Origin of the sequence: Pelomonas sp. BJYL3 (assembly GCF_027257975.1) — a bacterium.
Classification (GTDB): domain Bacteria; phylum Pseudomonadota; class Gammaproteobacteria; order Burkholderiales; family Burkholderiaceae_C; genus Roseateles_B; species Roseateles_B flavus.
The window spans coordinates 253,144-274,316 of sequence record NZ_JANZKX010000003.1 but is presented as its reverse complement, the minus strand read 5'-3'; the positions used below and the strand labels follow the sequence as shown (position 1 = coordinate 274,316).

20 protein-coding genes are annotated in these 21,173 nt (G+C 67.9%); 3 read left to right on the top strand and 17 right to left on the bottom strand.

What is annotated here, in order from left to right:
* The first annotated feature begins 9 nt into the window (after positions 1-9).
* From O9Y01_RS10935 to O9Y01_RS10925, 3 genes are read left to right on the top strand one after another with little or no spacing between them, the layout of a single operon-like run.
* Complete coding sequence (locus O9Y01_RS10935; RefSeq protein ID WP_269631623.1) at positions 10-1,242, top strand: glycosyltransferase family 4 protein; 1,233 nt, start codon at positions 10-12, stop codon at positions 1,240-1,242.
* A gap of 52 nt (positions 1,243-1,294) precedes the next feature.
* Positions 1,295-2,473: a DegT/DnrJ/EryC1/StrS family aminotransferase gene (locus tag O9Y01_RS10930; RefSeq protein ID WP_269631622.1), complete on the top strand. Its 1,179-nt coding sequence runs from the start codon at positions 1,295-1,297 to the stop codon at positions 2,471-2,473.
* 17 nt (positions 2,474-2,490) lie between these two features.
* Positions 2,491-3,084 (top strand): sugar transferase, encoded by a 594-nt coding sequence (locus O9Y01_RS10925; protein ID WP_269631621.1) that lies wholly within the window; start codon positions 2,491-2,493, stop codon positions 3,082-3,084.
* Between the two features lie 60 nt (positions 3,085-3,144).
* Here the strand turns inward: O9Y01_RS10925 and O9Y01_RS10920 are convergent, their stop codons facing one another.
* The 17 genes from O9Y01_RS10920 to O9Y01_RS10840 all read right to left on the bottom strand — a co-directional run bounded on the left by O9Y01_RS10920 (position 3,145) and on the right by O9Y01_RS10840 (position 21,170).
* Positions 3,145-3,948: a hypothetical protein gene (locus O9Y01_RS10920; protein WP_269631620.1), complete on the bottom strand. Its 804-nt coding sequence runs from the start codon at positions 3,946-3,948 to the stop codon at positions 3,145-3,147.
* Positions 3,949-4,022: 74 nt separating this feature from the next.
* Positions 4,023-5,714 (bottom strand): GspE/PulE family protein, encoded by a 1,692-nt coding sequence (locus tag O9Y01_RS10915; RefSeq protein ID WP_269631619.1) that lies wholly within the window; start codon positions 5,712-5,714, stop codon positions 4,023-4,025.
* Positions 5,715-5,822: 108 nt separating this feature from the next.
* The gene (locus O9Y01_RS10910; protein WP_269631618.1) at positions 5,823-7,541 is read right to left on the bottom strand and encodes a hypothetical protein; all 1,719 of its coding nucleotides are present in this window, start codon (positions 7,539-7,541) and stop codon (positions 5,823-5,825) included.
* Positions 7,542-7,804: 263 nt separating this feature from the next.
* Positions 7,805-10,264: a secretin N-terminal domain-containing protein gene (locus O9Y01_RS10905; RefSeq protein WP_269631617.1), complete on the bottom strand. Its 2,460-nt coding sequence runs from the start codon at positions 10,262-10,264 to the stop codon at positions 7,805-7,807.
* On the bottom strand, positions 10,261-10,731 hold the full coding sequence (locus O9Y01_RS10900; RefSeq protein WP_269631616.1) for a hypothetical protein: 471 nt from the start codon (positions 10,729-10,731) through the stop codon (positions 10,261-10,263). The genes O9Y01_RS10905 and O9Y01_RS10900 overlap by 4 nt, the downstream gene beginning before the upstream one ends.
* Entirely contained in the window at positions 10,728-11,387 is a 660-nt protein-coding gene (locus O9Y01_RS10895; RefSeq protein ID WP_269631615.1) for a hypothetical protein, read from the bottom strand. Before O9Y01_RS10895 ends, O9Y01_RS10900 begins: the two co-directional genes overlap by 4 nt.
* Positions 11,384-12,526, bottom strand: coding sequence for a hypothetical protein (locus O9Y01_RS10890; protein ID WP_269631614.1), 1,143 nt, complete (start codon positions 12,524-12,526; stop codon positions 11,384-11,386). Before O9Y01_RS10890 ends, O9Y01_RS10895 begins: the two co-directional genes overlap by 4 nt.
* Positions 12,523-13,518 (bottom strand): general secretion pathway protein GspK, encoded by a 996-nt coding sequence (locus O9Y01_RS10885; protein ID WP_269631613.1) that lies wholly within the window; start codon positions 13,516-13,518, stop codon positions 12,523-12,525. The genes O9Y01_RS10890 and O9Y01_RS10885 overlap by 4 nt, the downstream gene beginning before the upstream one ends.
* Positions 13,515-14,165 (bottom strand): type II secretion system protein, encoded by a 651-nt coding sequence (locus tag O9Y01_RS10880; protein ID WP_269631612.1) that lies wholly within the window; start codon positions 14,163-14,165, stop codon positions 13,515-13,517. The genes O9Y01_RS10885 and O9Y01_RS10880 overlap by 4 nt, the downstream gene beginning before the upstream one ends.
* Positions 14,162-14,608, bottom strand: a complete 447-nt coding sequence (locus tag O9Y01_RS10875) for a type II secretion system protein (protein WP_269631611.1) — start codon at positions 14,606-14,608, stop codon at positions 14,162-14,164. Before O9Y01_RS10875 ends, O9Y01_RS10880 begins: the two co-directional genes overlap by 4 nt.
* Complete coding sequence (locus O9Y01_RS10870) at positions 14,605-15,066, bottom strand: type II secretion system protein (protein ID WP_269631610.1); 462 nt, start codon at positions 15,064-15,066, stop codon at positions 14,605-14,607. Before O9Y01_RS10870 ends, O9Y01_RS10875 begins: the two co-directional genes overlap by 4 nt.
* On the bottom strand, positions 15,050-15,508 hold the full coding sequence (gspG, locus tag O9Y01_RS10865) for a type II secretion system major pseudopilin GspG (RefSeq protein ID WP_269631609.1): 459 nt from the start codon (positions 15,506-15,508) through the stop codon (positions 15,050-15,052). The genes O9Y01_RS10870 and gspG overlap by 17 nt, the downstream gene beginning before the upstream one ends.
* Positions 15,509-15,510: 2 nt before the next feature.
* Complete coding sequence (locus O9Y01_RS10860) at positions 15,511-16,728, bottom strand: type II secretion system F family protein (RefSeq protein ID WP_269631608.1); 1,218 nt, start codon at positions 16,726-16,728, stop codon at positions 15,511-15,513.
* A gap of 3 nt (positions 16,729-16,731) precedes the next feature.
* Positions 16,732-17,547 (bottom strand): FkbM family methyltransferase, encoded by an 816-nt coding sequence (locus O9Y01_RS10855; RefSeq protein WP_269631607.1) that lies wholly within the window; start codon positions 17,545-17,547, stop codon positions 16,732-16,734.
* A gap of 41 nt (positions 17,548-17,588) precedes the next feature.
* Positions 17,589-18,650 (bottom strand): DUF1972 domain-containing protein, encoded by a 1,062-nt coding sequence (locus O9Y01_RS10850; RefSeq protein ID WP_269631606.1) that lies wholly within the window; start codon positions 18,648-18,650, stop codon positions 17,589-17,591.
* Positions 18,651-18,653: 3 nt separating this feature from the next.
* Entirely contained in the window at positions 18,654-19,886 is a 1,233-nt protein-coding gene (locus O9Y01_RS10845) for a glycosyltransferase (RefSeq protein WP_269631605.1), read from the bottom strand.
* A 33-nt stretch (positions 19,887-19,919) separates the two neighbouring features.
* Positions 19,920-21,170, bottom strand: coding sequence for a glycosyltransferase family 4 protein (locus tag O9Y01_RS10840; protein WP_269631604.1), 1,251 nt, complete (start codon positions 21,168-21,170; stop codon positions 19,920-19,922).
* Between the last annotated feature and the right edge of the window lie 3 nt (positions 21,171-21,173).

Below are 21,173 nucleotides of genomic sequence, written 5' to 3'. Positions count from 1 at the left end.
TCTCCTTCCATGCGCATTCTCCTGATCAACCATTACGCCGGCTCGCCCGAGCACGGCATGGAATACCGGCCCTTCTATCTGGCGCGCGAATGGGTGCGCGCCGGTCACCAGGTGCTGATCCTGGCCGCCTCGCACTCGCATGTGCGCAGCACCCAGCCGCGCGTGGGGCCGCAGCAGATCGAGGGCGTCTCCTACTGCTGGTACCCCACACCGGCCTACCAGGGCAACGGCCTGGGCCGGGTGCGCAACATCTGGTCCTTCTGCCGCCAGGTCTGGAAGGACGCCGACATCCTCGCCCGCGATTTCCAGCCCGATGCGGTCATCGCGTCCAGCACCTATCCCATGGACGTCTGGGTGGCCCGCCGCGTGGCCCGCGCCGCCAAGGCCAAGCTGGTCTACGAGGTGCATGACCTCTGGCCGCTGTCTCCCATCGAGCTGTCCGGCATGTCGCCCCGCCACCCGTTCGCGATGCTGTGCCAGAAGGCCGAGGACGAGGCCTACCGCGATGCCGACGTGGTCGTCTCCATGCTGCCCAAGGTGCAGCAGCACATGGCCGCGCATGGCCTGGACCTGAAGAAGCTGCACATCGTGCCCAACGGCATCACGCTGGACGAGTGGGACGAGTCGCGCCAGGAGCCCGTGGACGCCGCCATCGCCGCCCACATCGCCACCGAGCACGCCGCGGGCCGCCAGGTGCTCGGCTATGCCGGCTCCATGGGCCTGCCCAACGCGCTGGACGTGCTGCTGGACGCCTCGCGCCTGCTGCAGTCGGCGCCGGTGTCCCTGGTGCTGGTGGGCGACGGCCATGAGCGCGAGCGCCTGCAGGCCCGTGTCGAGGCCGAGGGCCTGCGCCACGTGCGCTTCTTCCCGCCCATCCCCAAGCGCCAGATCCCCGCGCTGCTGGGCCTCTTCGACATCGCCTACATCGGCTGGCAGCGCACGCCCATCTACCGCTTCGGCATCGCGCCCAACAAGCTGATGGACTACCTGATGGCGCGCCGCGTGGTGCTGCACTCCGTGGAGGCAGGCAACGACCCGGTCGCGGAGGCCGGCGCCGGCCTCACCGTGCCGCCCGAGGACCCGGCCGCCGTGGCCGCCGGCGTGCAGCGCCTGCTGGCCCTGAGCGCTGCCGAGCGCGCGGCCATGGGCGAACGCGGCCGTGCCTTCGTGCTGGCACAGCACACCTACCCGGTGCTGGCGCAGCGCTTCATCGATGCGCTGCGCGGCGCCGGCGCGCCCTGAGTCGCGCTCGCCGACAATTCCCACCGATCCCCCGTTTCGAAAGACCGCCGCCATGTCCGCTCCCCAGGGTACCGACCTGCCATTCCTGCCCTTCGCGCTGCCCGAGATCGGCGAGGAGGAGATCGCCGAGGTCGTGGACACCCTGCGCTCCGGCTGGGTGACCACCGGCCCCAAGGCCCGCAGGTTCGAGCAGGCCTTCACCGAGTTCCTGGGCGAGCCCGAGATCGAGTGCATCGCCGTCAACTCCGCCACCGCCGGCCTGCACCTGGCGCTGGAGGCCATCGGCGTGGGCCCGGGGGACGAGGTCATCACGACCACCCACACCTTCACCGCCACCGCCGAGGTGGTGCGCTACCTGGGCGCCGACGTGGTGCTGGTGGACATCGACCCCGCCACGCTCAACATCGACCCGGCCCTCATCGAGGCCGCCATCACGCCGCGAACGAAAGCCATCGTGCCCGTGCACTATGCCGGGCTGGCGGCGGACATGCTGGCCATCCTGGACATCGCCCGCAAGCACGGCCTGCGCGTGGTGGAGGACGCCGCGCATGCCCTGCCCACCACGCTGGAGAAGGAGTTGATCGGCACCATGGGCAGTGACGCCACGGTGTTCAGCTTCTACGCCAACAAGACCATGACCACGGGCGAGGGCGGCATGCTGGTCACCCGCAACCCGAAGATCGCGGCACGCGCCAAGGTCATGCGCCTGCATGGCATCAACCGCGATGCCTTCGACCGCTTCACCGCCAAGGTGCCCAGCTGGTATTACGAGATCGTGGCGCCGGGCTTCAAGTACAACCTGACCGACATCGCCGCGGCCCTGGGCCTGCACCAGCTCAAGCGCCTGAGGGGCTTCCAGGCGCGGCGCGAGCAGATCGCCCAGGCCTACAACGAGGCCTTCGCGGACCTGCCGCTCATCCTGCCGCCTCAGCCCATCGAAGGGGACACACACTCGTGGCACCTCTATGTGCTGCGCCTGGCCGACGAATGCGCGGTGGAGCGGGACGCCTTCATCGAGCAGATGTTCGCCCGCGGCATCGGCTGCAGCGTGCACTACATCCCGCTGCACCAGCAGCCCTACTGGCGTGAGCGCTACCAGCTCACGCCGGAGCAGTTCCCGCATTCGCAGAAGGCCTACGAGCGCACCTTCAGCATCCCGCTGTACACGGCCATGACGGACGCGGACGTCCAGCGCGTGATCGCTGCCGTGCGCGAGATCGCGCTGCGCTGAAGCGGGCAGGGCAGTCCATGGCCAAGCGCCTCTTCGACATCCTGGCCTCCGCGCTGGGGCTGTTGCTGCTGTCCCCGCTGCTGCTGGGCGTGGCGCTGTGGATCAAGTGGGATTCGCCCGGCCCGGTGATGTTCCGCCAGGAGCGTGTGGGTCGCTTCGGCCGGCCCTTCTTCATCCACAAGTTCCGCAGCATGCGGGTGGATGCGCCGGCGCTGGGGCCGCAGATCACCATCGGCGAGGACCCGCGCATTACCCGTTCCGGCCGCTTCATCCGGCGCAGCAAGCTGGACGAACTGCCTCAGCTGTGGGACGTGCTGCGCGGCGCGATGAGTCTGGTCGGGCCCCGGCCCGAGGTGCCGCGCTATGTGGCCTTGTACCCAGCCGAGCTGCGCGAGCTGGTGCTCTCCGTGCGGCCGGGCATCACCGATCCGGCCTCGCTGGAATTCCGTGACGAGAGCAGCGTGCTGGCCGCGGCGGCGGATCCCGAGCGCGCGTACGTCGAGGTGCTGCTGCCACGCAAGCTGGCGCTGTCCTGCGCCTATGTGCGCGAGGCCTCGCTGGCGCGGGATCTGGCCATCATCTGGCGCACGGTCCGCTCGATCAGCGGCTGATCGCGGACGCAAAAAAGCCCGCGCTGGGCGCGGGCTTGGAAGACTGGGCTTCCGCCAGGATCAGCGGGCGGCCGAGGCCGGCGCGGCAGGCGCCGGGGCCTGCTCGGGCTCGACCTGGTAGTAGTCGGTGACTTCCTTGACGACACGGGCCCAGATGGCGGGCCATTCCTCGCGGGCCGGCGGCTCGAACTTGGGGCAGGACGCACCCGGCGGGCAGAACTCGCGGCTGCGGTCGAGGGCGGTGATCCATTTGGGGTCGTAGGCGGGCGCGAGACGTTCGCCATCGGCCAGCGCAATGCCCTGGCGCACCAGCTCGGCGGCGCGCTGCGGATGCTCCTGCAGGTACTTGCGCGAGGCGGCAGCCTGCTCCTTGCCAGCCAACGTCAGCGGACGGGGCAGAAAGCGCTCGCCATACGTCAGCTCAGTCTGACCGATATTGCTGGAGAAGCGGTAGGCGTCATAGAGTCCCAGGGCGGCTTGCGCGGCGATCAGCGGCAGCATCTTTTCCACTCCGGCCTGAGGCACGAAGACGGAGCCGATGATGTCCATGCTTTCTAGCGGCGTCAGATCGAAGGGCGACTTCTCGAACTGCCGCATGCGCATCTCGAACTCCTTGCGCGCTAAAGCATCGCCGCTCTGAAGCTTGCGGGTAAGTTCCGCATAGGCCAGGCGGCGCTTCTCCCAGGCCTGGAGCTCGACGGGCGCTTCCTTCGGGGGCGGGAGGTCGGCCTGGGGGGCGGAGACTGCAGGGCCGGGCTTGGGGCTGGGCTTTGCGGCAGCAGTGGCAGGCAGCGCGACAAGACTCGCGAGGGCGGCGCCAAGCAGCGACAGCAGGGCAGAACGACGAAAATGAAGCATGGTCATGCGTTGCACTTGGATAAGTCGAGACTGAATAAGGAAAGACGGGCCCTAGAGGCGAGGGGAACTTGAGGTGGGCCTCAGCTGATATCCGCCATCGCATGGGTACCTGCCAGCGACAGCACCTCGGCCAGACTGGTATCGCCTCGCCAAAATTTCAGCAGCGCGTCTTCCTGAAGTGTACGGAAGTTGGCCGGCGCACGTTCCCGGATCATCTGGTCGGACAGGCCAGGAGCGGTCAGCTGGTGGCGCAGTTCGGGCGTCACGCTGAGCACCTCGTGCACGGCCACGCGGCCCCGATAGCCCGTGCCGCTGCATTGCTCGCAGCCCATGGCCTGACGGCCCAGATAAGGCTCGCCGGCGTCCAGGTGCAGGCGCCGGGCCATGGCCGTCATCTGATCACCCAGCTCCACTTGCGGGAGGCTGCGGGCGCAATGCGGGCACAGGCGCCGGATCAGGCGCTGCGCGATGACCGTTCGCACGCTGGCCGCCAGCAGGAAGGGTTCCACGCCGATGTCGATCAGGCGCACGAAGGCCGAGGGCGCGTCGTTGGTGTGCAGGGTGGAGAGCACCTTGTGGCCCGTCAGCGAGGCCTGGATGGCGATGCCGGCGGTCTCGGGATCCCGGATTTCACCAATCATGATGGTGTCCGGGTCGTGGCGCAGGATGGCGCGCAGAGCCGCCGGGAAGGTGAAGCCGATGTCCGACTGCACCTGGAACTGGGTGATGCCGGGCAGCTGGTATTCGACGGGATCCTCAACGGTCAGCACGCGGGTGCTGTCGGTGTCCGTGGCGGCGAGGGCGGCGTAGAGCGTGGTGCTCTTGCCGGAGCCCGTGGGGCCCGTCACCAGGATGATGCCGTCGGGTTCCTGCAGGCTGGCCTGCAGGGCGGCCAGGTGGTCGGGCTCGAAGCCCAGGGCCTCTAGCTTGAAGCGGCGGTGAGCCGTCTTGGGCAGCAGGCGCATGACGATGGATTCGCCATGCACGCCGGGGATCACGGAAACGCGGATCTCGGTGTCGATGCCGGCCGCGCGGGTGGAGAAGCGGCCGTCCTGGGGCAGGCGGCGCTCGGCGATGTCCAGGCCGCTGACCAGCTTGATGCGGCTGACCACGGCGTCGAAGCGTTCGCGGCCATGGGTCTCGGTGGCGCGCAGATGGCCGTCGACGCGGTAGCGCACCACGAAGCCCTGTTCGGTGGGCTCCACGTGGATGTCGGAGGCGTTCTGGTCCGTCCCCCGCGAGAGCATGGTGGCCACGAATTCGACGATGGGCGCGTCCTGCGCCAGCTGCCGGAGGTCCGTGCTGAGGTTGTAGCTGCCGGCCGGCTTGGTGGCGTACAGCTGCTCCAGCGCGGCGCTGAGGTCCTGGTTGCTGGCCAGCTTCAAAGCCAGGGGCAGGGGGCCCGCCAGGCGCTGGGTGTACTCGGCCAGCTCGGGCTGCAGCGGATCGCGGGCAATGAGCTGCCAGGAGGCGCCGTCCGGCGAGGGATAGGCAAAGGCCTGCCAGCGCTTGGCCAGGGCCGCTGGGAGGGCTCTGGAGGCTTCCAGGGCCATGCGGGCGAGGGCGATGTGCTCAGGGTCGTGCGACCACAGTGGGAGGTTCAGCTGCTCGGACAGTGCCTGGTACAGGCTGGCCTCGGAGACCAGGCCCAGCCTGACCAGGATGGCCCCCAGCTTTTGCGGCGTCGGGCTGCGGGACTGCTCGGTCAGGGCCTGGGCCAGGCCGGTGTCATCGAGCAGTTGCTTCTGGATCAGGAGTTGGCCGATCTTCATGAAATCGAGAGGGAATCTGGTGGCTGACGGCTGCCGTGCAAACCGGTTCAGCCATAAAAAAAGCGGGGGTCGAAACCCCCGCTTTGTACAGCAATCTACCGAAGCAGATTACTTGTTGTCGCGATCGCGAGCACGCACGTAGTCCGGACCCTCGTCACCCTGGGCAGCGGAAGCTTCCAGGTAGTTGCCGGTGGCCGGGTTGAAGTGGTAGTTCTGCACGCGGATCGACGAAGCAGCAGCGGTGATGCGCAGGCGAGCGTTGGCATCGATGTCGTCAGCGCCGAAGGTCGGCTTGGCGGCGGTAGCCGCGGCGTTCAGCTTGGCGTCGATAGTCGCACCCGACAGGTAACGCACTTCACGGGGCTTCATGCCGGCAGCGATGACGGCGGTGGCGCCCAGCTTGCCGCTACGCAGCAGAGCGGTACCGTACACATCGACGGACGGCTGCGATTCGTCGGTGTTGATCACCCGAATCACGTTCTTCCAGCCACCAGACGGAGCCTCGACGATTGCGGGGATGTAGTTACGCACATCCACGCGAACGCCATTGGCGGTCAGGTTGTACATATTGGCCGGGCAGATCGGGGTAGCCAGTTCCTTCGAAGCGGTACCACGAGCCAGCGTGCCGCTGGTCACAGCGAACTGGGAAACCGGGATCACGGCGTCGCCAGGCACGGTGTAGCACACGTAGACCTTCTTGTTGTTGGCCAGGTGAGCTGCATCGATAGCGATGGTGGCTTCGGTCAGACCAGCGTTGAAGGTGGTGGTGTTCGCGGCGGTGTCCAGATCAGTACCGGCAGCGCAGTTAGCTGCGCTGTTCAGCGTGACCAGGCCACCAGCAACGAAGTTGCCAGCCAGCTTGAAGGTCAGGCCGTTCTGCGAGATCTTGCCGTCAGCAGCGACGTCAGTAGCGTCGAAGCCGGTAGCCACGCCGTAGATCTTGACGCCGTCGGTGTCGTACAGAGCTGCGCGGTCAGCGATTTCAACGGAGCCCACATTCAGCACTTGCTTGACCGGAGCGGTGGCGTCGGTAACGTCAGCAACGCCTTCTTCCGAAGCGGTGAAGAGCATGCCCAGCGAGCCCACCAGCACGTCAACGCGCGACGATTCGCGAGTGGCGGCAGTGGCGAACGCGCTGCTGGGGGTGATGACCGACTTGGTGGCCACGCCCGACTGCAGGATCGGGGTGTCGTTCTTCAGAGGAGCGCTGGAGAAATTGGAGTCGAATTCGACGCCAGCAGCGTTCGTCAGCTTGATCGACACGCCGATTTCAGCGGTGGTCGGGTTGCAATAGTTCGCGGTCAGGGCCGGCACTTGCAGGGTGGTGTAGACCTTCTTGATCTTGCCGTTACCCTGGGTGACTTCGTCAGCCACGACAGCGGGAGGACCGCCAACGGGCTGGTTCACGGAACCAGCGACGTTGTTGGTGCCCAGCACGATCGTCGAGCCGGTGGGGAAGGTCACGCCGTTGTTCAGAGTGAACGAGAACGTGATCTTGCGCTTGTCGGTCGGGTCGATGACGCCAGCAGCAGCATCCAGGAAGTCAGCATTGTTGGTGCTGACCAGGGTGGCGCCCGGCTTGTCGGCGGCATCCCACTCACCAGCCGTCAGGGTGTAGGTCACCACGAAGCTGTTCGGGTTGCTGGCGGTACCGGTCAGGGGCAGGGCCAGCGAGTAACCGATGGTGGGGGCCACCATGGAGATGTCCGCACCGAAGGCTTCTGCAGCGAAGTTCTTGTAGGAAGCCTGGATCACACCAGCGCTAGCGGTGGTGGCCACGCCAGCGAAAGCGCTCATCAGCAGTGCAGAAAGAAGCTTTTGTTTCATTGAATTTCCTCGAGATTGTATGAAGTTGACACCTCAACAAGCACGCCGGTGCACTGATGTTGCTTCCAGCGGCCGCTGCACCAGTGGTTGATGTGACAGCTGGGGCGCAGTATACCCATTCATTTATGGGCCGCAATCGGTGTATCGGCGTGGCTTTTGAGGTTTTGTTGCTTGGGACCTACTGAAGGTCGGGCCTGGGGCCCACGGAACGACTTACGGTTGGCTTCGATCAGCGTTGCAACGCCTTGAAGCTAGGGGCTGGGTCAACGCTTTTTGTTCAATGCATCCATAAGCTCCTTCAGTATCTGTGGATCTTCCACGGTCTTGCCGTCGCCCAGCTTGTTCTTGCCGGTCGGGGCACCGATCGCGGAACCCTGCCCCGCAACGTTATTCGATGCCGCCGCGCCTGGTGATGTAACGCTTGGTTCCAGGGGAAAGTCCGGAGGGTTTTGTTGCTTCCTGACGACGGATTGACGGGGTTTTTGACGCTCGCTCAGCGGCTGCTGCTTGACGTCAGGTGCCGGAAGCACATAAGGCTTTGCCGGGATTTGATTTGGATCATTTGACAAGCTGCCATCGACAGGGGCTTGCGGGGCCGCTTGCTCCTGTGGCGTACGCAGCTTCTGACCGCTGCCCGTGGAGTCCCAGCGGAATTGATTGCGGAAGGCTTCGGTGATGGCCTGGGCCTCGAACTCATTGGAAATCACATAGGGTGTGATCAAGATCACGAGTTCGGTGCGGTCCCGGGTATCGGTGGAATTCTTGAACAGATGGCCGGCCAACGGGATGTCCTTGAGCCAAGGCACGCCCGAGTCATCCAGCTTGTTCTCTTCCTGCATAAGGCCGCCTAGCAGCACCGTGGTGCCGTCGCTGACTGACAGCTTGGTGCTGAGCTTGCGGTTCTGGATGGTGGGTGTGCTGGTGACGCCCACCGATGTCTTGAGCACCGTGCTGACTTCCTGGTCCACGTCCACGTCGATGCGTCCGCCGGCGTGAATGACAGGCTTCACTTTCAGGATCACGCCTGTGTTGCGGTACTGGATGGTCTGCAGGATGTTCTGCTGGGCCACGCCGCCCGGGACCGTGGAGGTGGAGCCGACGCCCTGCTGTTGCTGGGTGATGATGGGCACATCCTGGCCCACCTGGATCGAGGCCTGTTCGCCGTTGCGGGCCATGACGCTGGGGTTGGCCAGGATGCGGGCCTTGTTGGTGGCGGCGAGGGCGTTGAGCAGGGCATTGGTGCTGCTGCCGTTGCTCTTGATCGTGGCCACGAAGTTGCCGGCCGTATCCGACTGGCCGGTCTTGTTTCGCAGATTGACGTTGAAGCCGCCCACAGTGAATTGCCGCAGGAGCCAGTCGAAGCCCATCTGCTCTGTATTGGTCAGACGGACTTCGGCAATGGTCACGGAGATCAGCGCCGTGCGTGCAGGGCGATCCAGCTCCTGGAGGAGCCCGAACCACTGCTGATACTCGGTTGGGTTGCCTTGGATGATCAGGGTGTTGGTGGGTGCGTTGACCACCACCCGTGAACGGACGGCATTGGCGTTGTTCGTCGCGCCCGCTGGGTTCATCACATCCTGCAGCGTCTTGGCCAGATCCGCGGCGTCCATATTGCGCACGGGGTAGGTGAAGTAGCCCGCCGTGCCTCGGCCGCTGGCCGGCTGGTCGAGCTCGGTGGCCCAGCGCAGGGCATGGTTCAGGACACCGTCGTCGGCGGCAAAGACGATGACCGAATTCAAGGGCCCGATGGGCAGGAGAACCAGAGGTGCTTGCGCCCCCGCGCTGGTCCCTACGTTGTAGCCCTGGGCCTGGAGTACTTCGGACAAGCGCTTGGCCAACTCGTCAGCCGACCAGAACAGAGGGGCTACACGCGCACTGACGCGCCCGCGCATCATGGGCTGGTCCAGGACGTCGATGGCCTCCAGCGCGGCGGCGATGTCGTCGGACGAGCCGCTCAGCAGTACGGCCTGACGCGCGACATCTTCCTGCACATTGACGCGCTGGCCAAACAGGGTGCGCAACCAGGACGACACATTGGTGGGCGAGACGCTGCTCATCTCCGCCAGGAAAAAGATGGGCCGCAAGCTCGCCGGCACGTCGGGCAGGCTGCGCCCGCGCATCAGCTCGGGCAAGTAGCCTGTGTTGCCGTTGGTGGGCGTAATTCGGACCAGGCCGTCGAATTCGGTGACGGTCAGGCCGTAGGACTTCAGCACGCCCCGCGCCGTCTGCGACAACGCCGTGGCGGACAGCGGTTTGCCGGACTTCAGCGACACCAGCTCCTTGCGCTGTGCAATCGCCGGGTCCATGGACAGGTTCTTCTTGAGAATGGTGGTGTAGACCGTCTCGATGAAGAGTGGCAGCGGCATCTGGTCCAGCGCCACTGCGCTTTCCTGCTCGGCGCCGCCGCTCACGGAGGGCGCCGGGGCGCTGGTTGCATTGCGCTCGGCCGCAGGCATGGGCGGCGTCTGGAACAGGCGGTTGGTGCCTGTACTGCGCGTGGCTGGTTTGCCGCCATCCGCGTCGCTGGCCGCAGCGCTGGGTGCGGCGGCCACGGGGGGCAGCGGCTGCGCATTGCCCGGCGCCTTGGGCAGGGCCTCGGCCGGACGGTCCGGCAGGATGGTGGGCGACCAATGCGTGCAGCCGCACAGCGCGGACACCGCGGCCACGATCAGGGGCCTGGCCAGGCGGGCCGGAGCGAAAAGCGGGGCAGGGGTTTGGATCATGGCTCGGTCAGGTAAATCGTTCGGGTCTTGCCGCGGGCGCCTTGAATCACGGCATGGGTGGGTTCAATGGCCTTGACTTTGTCGCCGTCCGGCAGCTTGTCGCCCACATTCAACTTGAGGGGCTTCTGGCCCGCGGCGGTCAGCACCAGGTAGCGCTCGGGGCCGCGGACCACCAGGGCGCCCAGGCGCCAGGTGATCAGGTCGCCACCGGCGCTGGCCGCCGCTGCACCCGGCTGGGCGGCCAGCGGCGCATTGCGGGTCAGGCCGAAGGGGTCGGCGGCGCTGATGCGGCGGGACAGGGTGTCGTCATCGTCCAGGCTGCCGAGGACCTTCTGTTCCAGCGCCTCGCCGGCCTCGGCAGGCGCGGCGCGGCCGGCCAGCGCGGCCGGCCGGCCCAGCTGCCAGCCCAGTGCGCCTGCCAGGCTGCAGCAGAGCAGGGCGATGAGGATTCTTAGGGCGATGTTCATGGCTTCTGGCTCGCGCCGCTCGGCGCGGCATCGACGATCACGGGCAGGGACACGGTCAGCTCCACCCGGCGACTGCGTCGGGAGGCGGTGAGGGTGTCTACGCTGGCCAGCTGGCCGCCGCGCTCGATTCGCTGGAGCGCAGTTTCCATGGCGCCGGGTGCCAGCTCGAAAGTCACCGTGGCGCGCACGCGGATGGCCTGCATCGCCAGGCGCAGACCCTTTCCGGCCTGGGCGGGTGACGCGTCCTTGTCCTTGTCGGGGTTCAGGGCAGAGGCGGCGGCCGCTACAGGGGGCTGCAGCGCGATGCTGACCCGCTTGAGACTCTCGTCCTTGAGCACGCTGCTGAGCCAGTCCCGCAGCATGGCCTGACCCTGGGCCTCGCTGGGGGCGTGCCACAGCTGGCCTTGCAGCGCTTCGTGCGCCGCGCCGAGGGCCTGAGTGCGCTGGGCCCAGTCGATCTTGTCAGCGGAGCTCTGCAGCAGCTGGACCCTGCCGCGCACGGTCTTGAGTTCGGCGGCGAGCTTCTGGTGGGCGTCCCAGGCGCGCAGCGAGAGCTCGCCGGCCACGGTGAGCGCGCCCGCGGCGAGGAGCCACAGGACGCGTTTGTCCAGTTTCTGCTGGCGCAGCTGCTGCCAGGCGCGGGAGAGGGCGGTCATGGTTTGCTGGCGGCTGCGGTGCCGCCGGATTTCGCAGGCTTGGCGTCGTCCACCCGCATGCTCAGGGTCAGGCTGTTGTTGCTGGACTCCAGGCCGATCTTCAGCCCGGAGATATTGGCCAGCTGCTCGATGCGGCGGGTGGTGTCCAGCATCGCGATGTCACCTTCGGGGATGTCCAGCGTCATCTTGAGCTGGGCATTGCGGTAGTCCCATTCGGCCAGGACCGGCGTGGGAACGGTCGCCGGGACGGCGCCCGGTGCCGGCGCCGTGAAGGCATTGCCCGCCGTGGGCGCTGCCGTGGCGCTGGCCTGCGAAGCCAGTCCGGCCTGGGTGACGGGCACGGCCAGCACGCCGCTGCTGATCACGCGGTCCAGCAGCTCCAGCTGGGTCAGCTGGGGGGCCAGGCTCAGCAGGGCCTCATGGTCCTCGCGCAGCTGCTCGTACTGGGAGCGTTGCGACAGCGAGGTCTCGCGCTGCTTGCGCAGATCCGCGAGCAGCTGCCTGTCGTGCTCGAGCTGGCTGCGGGTCTGCAGGTGGATGCCCAGGGCGGCGCTGATCGCCATGCCCAGTACCAGCAGGGCGGCCTGCCAGTGCCAGCCCTGCCAGGGATCAGGCTTGGGGAGGTTGTCGCCGCGCAGCCATTGCCGGGGTGGCTCAGCCTGCTGCGTGCGCTGCCTGGGGGTGGGACGGGGCTGCTCGTCCGCGTCATGGCCGGTGGCCCGGGCGAAGCGGGCCCACTCGGCCTCGGAGGGCAGATGCGGCCACCACTGGCTGCTCTGGAGCTGGCCATCAGCCCAGTGCTGGCCTTCGAAACCGGGCTGGCGCTGCAGCAGGTGCAGGCCGTTGCCGTCGGACTCCAGCAGGGTCTCGGGCCATTGCTGGCTCGGGCGGCGAGCGGTGCCGTCCTTGTCTTCCAGCGCCCAGGCCCAGACCGAGACATCGCCTGGCGCAAGTTCCCGCCAGGCGAAGGCGAAGTGGCCCTTCGGGTAGAAGCTCAGCAGCTGCAGGCGCACCGCCGCCAGCTGCTGCGCGCGCTTGAGGCCGGGCAGCTTCAGGCGCAGGGCCTGCAGCCTGGCGCGGGCGACCGGCTCTGCGGGCTGGCGCCTGGAGGGCCAGAGGTCGGAGATCTGTAGGCTCACGGGAGGCTGTTGGCAAAGGGTGAATACAGGGGCGGTGGCGGCTTGTCCGGCAACTGGTTGGGCAGCGCCTCCACATCCTTGGCGGGAGGCAGGTCCTTCGTACGCGGGAGCCGGTAGCCGTAGTCCGCATGCCAGGGACCGTTCGGACTTTCTCCGGTGCTGGTCATGCTCAGGTGCTGGCACCAGGCCCGGCCTGGCACGCAGATCCTGACCAGCAGCGTGGACGAAGGCACGATGATGTAACGCCCTTCGGCCAGGTAGCTGCCGCCTGTCTGCGAGATGGCGGATTCTATTCGCACCGGCGTACCAGGAATTCGCTGGTCGACCAGCTGCTGCGCGGCGGCAGGGTCCATCCCGCTGATGGCGGACAGCACCGGTGCCGTCACGGTGTAGCGGTTGACCGTGCGCTGGGGGCCGATATAGACATGGTCCAGCAAGGCCTGCCTGGGCCCCTCGGGCAGATCTTTCCAGCCCAGCAGGCGCTGCAGCTCGGAGGGCGTGGCCAGCCTTTCGTTGCGGGGCACGGGCATTCGGGCCTGCTGGTAGTCCGGGCGTTCGGCGCCGTTGATGTGCTGGAGATCATCCGTGTCGGTGTAGTCCAGCAGGCGATCGGCGAGCTGGTCCATCTGCAGGCCATCGGTGAAGCCCACGGCCTGGAACAGATGAAGCAGCTCGTCACGCCGCGCGCGACGCAGGTTGAAGAGCGATCCGCCGTCCTGGTAGCTGACCATCACGCCGTCCTCGGTGCGGTAGAAGCGGCCGTCCAGCTTGATGGTGCCCAGGCTGTCGAGGCGGCGGTACAGGGCGCTGCTGAGGTACAGCGCCTCGGCTCGGGTCCGCTCCACCAGCTGCACCGCCTTCTGCTCCTCGCGGGCCTCGATCACCAGCGCCCGGGTCTCGTCGCTGCGATGCGACATCAGCGCGATGCCCACGCTGACCAGGGCTAGCATGATGACGGTGACAGGCAGCACAAAGCCCTGGTCCTGCTTCATTGCAGCCCCATGCCGGTCAAGGGAGTGGACGGTTCCGCCAATTCCCAGGCGGAATTGCGCGGGGCGGCCAGCAGGAGCTGCTCCGTGCTCTCGCCGCGCAAGCGGTAGGCGAAGACCAGGAGGGCGGGCAACTGCTCGGTGTCGGTCGTGGTCGAGACCGGGCGGTCGCTGCGACGGGCCGGCGGCCAGGCCTCGTGCAGGGCGCCTGCATGATCCACATAGCGCACATCGAAGCGGTCGAATACCCAATCGAAGGCGGCGCCGGCCTGCCCCTGGTGGGTGACATTGAGCCGCGCGCCCTCCGGGCCGGTCACCAGCTTGAGCTCCATGTCCACCGGCGCATTGCCGATGGAAGGCAACAGGGAGGTCGTCGATTCCATCGCGAAACCGGTGTTGCTGCCCATGAACTTGAGCCCGCTCTGGTAGCCGGGGTTGATGGCTTCCGCGACGACCTGACGCAGCAGGGTGTTGAGGTGCTGCCGGCGCTGGATGGCGTCCGCGGCGCTGCTCAGCTGCGTCTGCGCCTTCATGGATTGATGCCAGCCGGCCATCAGCACGCCGAAGAGCATGGCGAAGATGGCGACGGTGACCATCACCTCCAGCAAGGACAGTCCGCGGTCCCGCCGCCTGGTGCGCAAGGGTTTCATGGCGTGTTGAAGCCGGGTGGGCCCGATGGGCGCACCCGCACCTGCTTGTAGCCGGCTACCCGGCGTTCGCCCTGGCCGAGCAGGCGACCGCTCTGCTTGTCCAGCACGCGCACCTTCACCGCATAGACAGAGACCTGGTAGGGGCTGATACCGGCGGGGTGGCGCACATGGTCTGCAGGGTCGCGCTCAAGCTTCGAGCTCCATTCGTAGACCTGGCTGCCCAGGTCCATGCGGCCCTGCCCGGCTACGGCGGGATTCAGGCTCACCGCAAACTCCGTGATATTGCTCTCCAGCGCGATCTCATCCAGCACCGCCATCGCCCGGCTCGCCGTCTTCAGCGTCTGCCCCGCCCACACGAACAGGGCGGCGCCGAAGCCCGAGATGACGACCAGGGCCACGATGACCTCGATCAGGGAGATGCCCCGCTGCTGCGTGTGGGTCATTGGAACTCGGTGGCGGCGAAGCTGGCGGTGCAGCTGATGGCGGCGAACTGGAGGCGCCACTGGCGCTGGGAACGCGGATCTCTGATCTGCACCTCGCCCGGTTCGCAGGCGCCCAGGCGGCCGAAGACGGGCGGGGCCTTGCTGTCCAGGGTCCACCCGGGAGGCAGATCCAGGGGCGGGCGGCCGTCGGGGAGGAGGCGGGCCTGGGACTTGGCGTCCAGCCGCAGCTCGACGCCCAGCGTGGCCAGACGCGTGGACAGCAGCTCGGCGCTGCTGCGCACCTGGGCCAGGTCGGCGGATTCGAAGGCGGACTCCAGCCGCTTGGCCAGCGCAGGGACGGCCACGGCCGTCAGCAGGCCGATGATGCTCAAGGCGATCACCACCTCCAGCAGGGTGAAGCCCCGGGATGCAGAGAGTCCGGCGGGAGCGCGAACCTGCCGCTCAGTTGCCCGCTTCACCACGCTTGCCAAGCCCGATGTCGGCGTCGTTGCCTTCACCGCCGGGCTTGCCATCGGCGCCCAGGGAGACGATGGAGAAGGGCCGGCCGTCCTCGCCGGGAATGCGGTACTGGTAGGGGTTGCCCCAGGGATCGGCGGGCACCGCCTCGTCCAGGTAGGGGCCCTTCCAGCGTTCGCGCAGCTTGGCGTCGGTTGGGGCGGTGACCAGCAGGTCCAGGCCCTGCTCGGCCGTGGGATAGGCCCCCAGATCCAGGCGCATGGACTCGATGGCGCCGCGCAGCAGCTTGATCTGCACGCCCGCCGTCTGCACCTTGGAGGAATCCACTTTGGCGAACAGGCGGGGCCCGACCAGGCCGGCGATCAGGCCGATGATGACCAGCACCACCAGCATTTCGAGAAGCGTGAAGCCGCGCGAACGCGACGGGTGACGGGAGCTACGCATGTTCAGAACTTGACCTCGGACAGGGATGTGAGGGCCAGCACCACCCCCACGATGACGAGCGCGATGATACCGCCCAGCACCAGAATTGCCGCCGGCTCGATCAGCGCCACCAGGCGGCGACGCTGCCGGCGGTTCTGCTCCAGGGCGTAGGCCGCCACATGGCCCATCATCTGGCCCAGCTGGCCGGTGCGCTCGCCGACGCGCACCATGCTCAGCGCACTGGGCGGGAGCAATCCGCGCTCCGAGAGTGAGCTGGAGATGCTTTCGCCGCGGCCGATGTCAGCCAGGGTCTGGCGCAGCTTGGTCGCGACCTCGGGCAGGGACACGGCGGCGGCCGTGAGGTCCAGCGAGGTCAGGATGGGCACCCGGCTCTGCAGCATGAGGGCCAGCATGCCGGTCCAGCGGGACAGCTCCTGCTGCTGCAGCCAGGGGCCGATCACCGGCAGCTCGGCGGCCGCACTGCGGATGCGCTCGGGCCCCAGTGCCTTGCGCAGTGCCAGGCCGCCCGCGACCAGGGCAGCGGCGGCCATCAGCAGCGCGACGCTGTGCTGGTTGACGAACTCGCCGGTGCTCATCACCGCCGCGGACAGCCAGGGCAGGTCCGCCCGCTTGCCGGCCAGCAGGGTGGAGAAGCGCGGTACCACGAAGGAGAAGACGAAGAGCACGGCGGCGGCGCCCGCCATGATCAGGATGGCGGGGTAGACCAGGGCCTCGGAGGTCTCGGCTCGGATCTGGTCGTCGAATTCCATCTGGTCGGCGGCGCGGCCCAGCGCGGCGGGCAGGTCACCGGTGGACTCGCCGGCGGACACCAGGGCCAGCACGAAGTTCGGCAGCGGCAGGCTGCCGGGCGCCGCGTGCGTGCGCAGCGCACTGGAGAAGCGCTCGCCCGCCAGGACGTCGGACAGGATGGCCGTCAGCACGGTCTCCTGGGCCGAGCCCTTGCGGCCTTCCAGCAGCGTGCGCAGCGACTCCTCCAGCGTCACCCCCGCCTGCAGCAGGGAGGCCAGCTCGCGGATGAAGAGCACGGCGGCCACACCGGGGGGGATCTTCTTCTGGCGGCGCGCACCCGAGCCCGGGGCCTTGGCGCGGCTGCGGTCCAGGCGGATGGGGGTCAGGCCTTGCCTGTTCAGCTCGGCCAGGGCCTCCGGCTCGCTGTCTTGCGGCAGGGTGCCGCTGAGCTGGCGGCCGTCAGCGTCGATGGCGGTGTAGTCGAAGGCCATGGCTCAGGCGTCCAGCTGGCGCAGACCCGCGGCGGCACGTTGGGCCTGGCGGGCCTGCAGCGAGGCGGCCAGGATGTCGGCGCGGACGAAGTGGGCGTCGAAGTCGATCATTTCGGGGAAGAGCTCGTAGTCATGCGCCGTGAACAGGGAGGGCACGTAGCCCGCCTCGTGCAGCCAGGCCAGCAGCTCGCGGTACTGCGTCTGCCCATGGTAAACGGTGGCGACGCCCAGCTCCGCCTGGATGGCCGCGACCTTGCCCAGGCTGCGGCGCGCGCCGTTGAGCACGGGCATCTCGAAGCCCTGCACATCCAGCTTGAGGTAGATGGACTGTGCCGCCTGGGCCCGGGGATCCTCGCGGAGGAAGTCGTCCAGGGTGATCAGCTCGACGTCCAGGCGGCGCCTCACCTCGCTGAACTGCGCCATCGCGCTGCTGGGATCCTGCACGGGCTCCAGCAGGGAACTCATCGGCGAGGTGCTGGTGACCTGCAGGCTGGCCCGCCCGGGCTGCTCGCCCAGGGCCTTCTCGACCACCTGCCAGCGGCCGTCGGCCTCGGCGAGGCGGCGCAGCTGCGCCGCCATGTCGGGCAGGGGTTCGAAGCTGATGATCCAGCCCTGGTAGCCGGCCGCGCGGACCAGCTGGGCGAATTGCCCGGCATTGCCGCCCACGTCGAGGACCAGGTCGATGGGTTGCCACTTCAGGAAACGCCGCAGATACCAGCGCTGCTGGTGGCTGGCCAGCCGGTTCCAGCGCACGAGCCGCCAGTCCGTCAGGCGTGACAGCCGCCTCTGCAGGGCGGTCAACAGACGTTTGATCTTCATCATGCGGTGGAGGTGCGGGTGGAGGGCAACAGGCCGCGATCTCAGGCGGACTGACCGTGCAGGATCTGCTGCAGGTACAGGCCGGCGATGTGCTGCGCACTGTACGCCCGGCGCAGGGCCTGGCGGCCGGCCTCGGGTGGGCGAGGCTGGCGCAGCAGCGCGGTCAGCGCAGGCGCGTCTGCGAAAAAGCGGGCGCAGTCCTGGGCCGTGTGGCGGTTGAAGCTGACGTCAAAGCACAGCAGCTCGCAGTCATAGAACAGCATCTCCACCAGCGAGGGGTTGGTGCCACCCACGCTGTGGCCGTGCAGGTACACAGCGCAGCGCTCGCGGTGCTGAGCCAGTGCGTGCGGGTCGTAGATGGGGTCGAGCAGGGCGAGCCGCGGCTCGTGGGCATAGCGGGCGCGCAGCTGGCGTGCATAGGGGCTGTGGTTCCAGTTGCCGATGAGGGTGTAGCGCTGCAGCGGCGAGGCGAGGAAGCCCTCGATCATCAGCTCCAGCTGGTTCTCCGGCTCGATGCGGCACACGGTCAGGGCCGTGCCCGGCTCGACGGCGGTGCCGGGCACGCGCAGGACGTGGTCGCCCGAATAGGCGATGCAATGCGACTTGCCGCGGCAGCTGGGAACGAGGAAGGGCGCAAGGCCTTCGTTGTCGTAGATGATGCGGTGGGCGAAGCGCTGGGCCAGGCTGTCCAGCACCTTGAGCAGGCGCCGCTTGCGGGGGCTGAACTTGTCTCGCCGCCACTCGATGCCGTCCACATTCACCAGCAGCCGCTTGCCCGACAGCCCGCACAGCAGGCGGAACAGCGGGAACCACAGGCCGCCCGAGACGCCCAGGACCACGATGTGGCTGCTGCGCAGGAAGACCTTGAAGAAGGCAAAGAGGTCGTGCAGCACCGAGGCCGCGCCATTGGCTGGCGTGTCCAGGAAGAGTCGGCGTACGCCGTTGAAGTCGGGCGCGCGGTCGGGGTAGAGGCGGGCGTCGCAGGTGACGATGACCTCATGCCCGGCCGCCACCATGGCGGGCGTGCAGTGCTCGGCGAAGGACTCGAAGCCGCCGTAGCGGTTGGGGATGCCGGCGGATCCGATGAAGGCAATCGTCGCCATGCCTCAAGGCTCCCGGGATGCGCGGCAGGCCGCCTGGTAGCCGTCCATGAGCAGCGCGTAGTGGTGCTCGGCCAGGTGCTGGCTGCGGATGAGGCCGCGTGCGCCCTCGGCCAGGGCCTGGCGCTCCGCGGGCGCCATGCGGCCGGCCTGGTCCAGCTGGGCGGCGAGGCCGGGCTGGTCGGAGGGCTCGAACAGCAGGCCGGTGCGGCCGGGGATGACCAGCTCGGGAATGCCACCGATGCGCGCCGCGATCACGGGCGTGCCGGCGGCAAAGCTCTCCAGGATGGCCATGGGATTGTTCTCGTACCACTCGGAGGGCGCGATGGTGAACCAGGCCTGCTCGATCTGCGCCTTCAGCGAAGGAGCGTCCAGCTTGCCGAGGAAGCGAATGTTGGGCAGCCCCGCGTAGGCCGCCCTCAGCTCCGCCTCCATGGGGCCGGCGCCTGCGATCAGGAGCTGGTCTTCGGAGCGGCGGGCGAAGGCCTGGCACAGCATGCCCAGCCCCTTCTCGCGCGAGAGCCGGCCGCAGTAGAGATAGCTGCGTGGCGTCGGCTGCCCGCTGGCGGGGCCGGGGCTGTCGACGAAGTTGTACAGCACCGAGGACTTGGCCGCGATGGCGGGGCGGTACTCGATGTGCTTGTCTCGGCAGAACTGCGAGACCATGAAGAAGTGGTCGATGTGGCTGACGTAGTCGAAGCGGCGGTCGCGCGTGCGGCATTCCAGCGCCGACAGCGAAGACGCCAGCACGCTGTTGCGATTGCAGCGGTTCAGCACGGCGTGGCGGTAGCTGCCGGTGGCGCAACGCTCGCAGACGCCCAGCTCCGGCGTGAACATCGTGGAGACCGGGCACAGCATGCGGTACTCGTGGACCGTCATCACCGTCGGCACCTGACGGCGCTTGAGCACCTCCAGGATGGCGTTGCTGAGCTGGCCGTAGAAGATGTGCAGGTGCGCCACTTCCGGCTTGAAGGCGGTGATCAGGGCGTCCAGCTGCTGCGCGGCCTCGGGCCTGTAGATGAACTCGCGGAAGTTTCGCAGCGTGGCCAGCGGATTGGGCTGGACATAGCCGTTGCGCGGCAACAGGACGGTGGTCTTGCGCGCGTCGAAGGAGGTGTCGCCGCAGGCCAGCGTTGCCAGCTCATGCCCCTGGTCCAGCAGCATCCGGGTCGTGAGCTGGTAGACGCGGTCCGAGCCCCCGCCGATATGTTCGAAGTTGTTGATCTGAAGTACGCGCATGCTCAAAGGGGGCGGGCCGGAACGGCCGGCGGTTTACAGGGACGGGGGCAGCAGGCGGCCGATGGCCAGCGCATTGCGGTCCCAGGTGAATTGACGGGCACGCTGCCGGGCGCCCGGGGCGAGCCGGGCGAGCGCCTGGCGGTCGCCGAGGAAGCCCTGCAGCACCGTGCCGATGGCGGCACGCATGCCGCCGGGCGTGCCGATGGGGATCTTGACGCCGCAGCTGTCGTCCACGATCTCGGCGTAGCCATGGTGGTCCAGGCACAGCACGGGCAGGCCGTGGGCCAGGGACTCGAAGACGACATTGGTCGTGAGGTCCTTGACGCTCAGCAGCACGAAGAGATCCGCCTGGCTGAAATGCGCCTGGGCCTGGGCGTGGCTCACCCAGCCGTGGAAGGTCGCGCGGATGCCCAGATCCTGGGCCTGGGCCTCGTAGCGGGGACGGGAGTCGCCGTCGCCCACGACGGTCAGCTCGATCTGCTCACGCGCCGCGGCTGGCAGCGCGGCGATGGCGTCCAGCAGCATGCCCAGCGGTTTGCGGTCCACCAGCGCGCCCGCCCACAGCAGGCGCAGCGAGGCGCCACCGCCCGTGGCCGTGCGCGCGAGCTGCTCCTCGGGGATGTCCTCGGCGCCGGTCTCGGGGATCCAGTGGAAGCTGCCGCCGAAGCGCCGCTGGAAGCGCTGGCCGATGTCCTGCGTGGCCGCGATGAAGGCACCGCCCGGTCGCTGCGTGGCCCGGTAGGCAGCCTTCACGCGCGGGCTCAGCCGGAACTGCAGCCGGGTGATCCATTCAGTGAGGTTCAGGAAGAGACGCATCTTCAGCGTCAGCTCCCCGAACAGGGCGCGCGGCGTGTAGACCAGCCCACCTACCGGCCCCCAGAGAAAGGGCAAGTCCAACTTCCAGAGAAAACCGGGCTCGCGGAAGCCCACGATGTTGAGGTGGTGGGCGGCGACGATGCGAAAGCGCGAGCGCAGCGTCTTCGCAAGCTGGTAGACGCGCCACTGGTAGACGATGTACGTCAGGTAGTAGCCCAGGCGCAGGCTGTTCTTGCGGCCGTCGGTGCGGCTGCCGTGCCGCACGTAGAAGTCGTGGACATCGCAGCCCTGAGCCCGCAGTGCGGCCATGCCCCGTTCCACCGCCGGTCGGAACTCGTTGTCCTGGGTGACCAGGATCAGCGGGCGCTGGCGGGCCAGCCGCGAGACCAGGTTCCAGCCGACCGCATGCTCGCTGCCCATGTCGGGCGCGCAGTGGTGGGCGGAGACGAGGAGATAGCCGTCACCCATGGC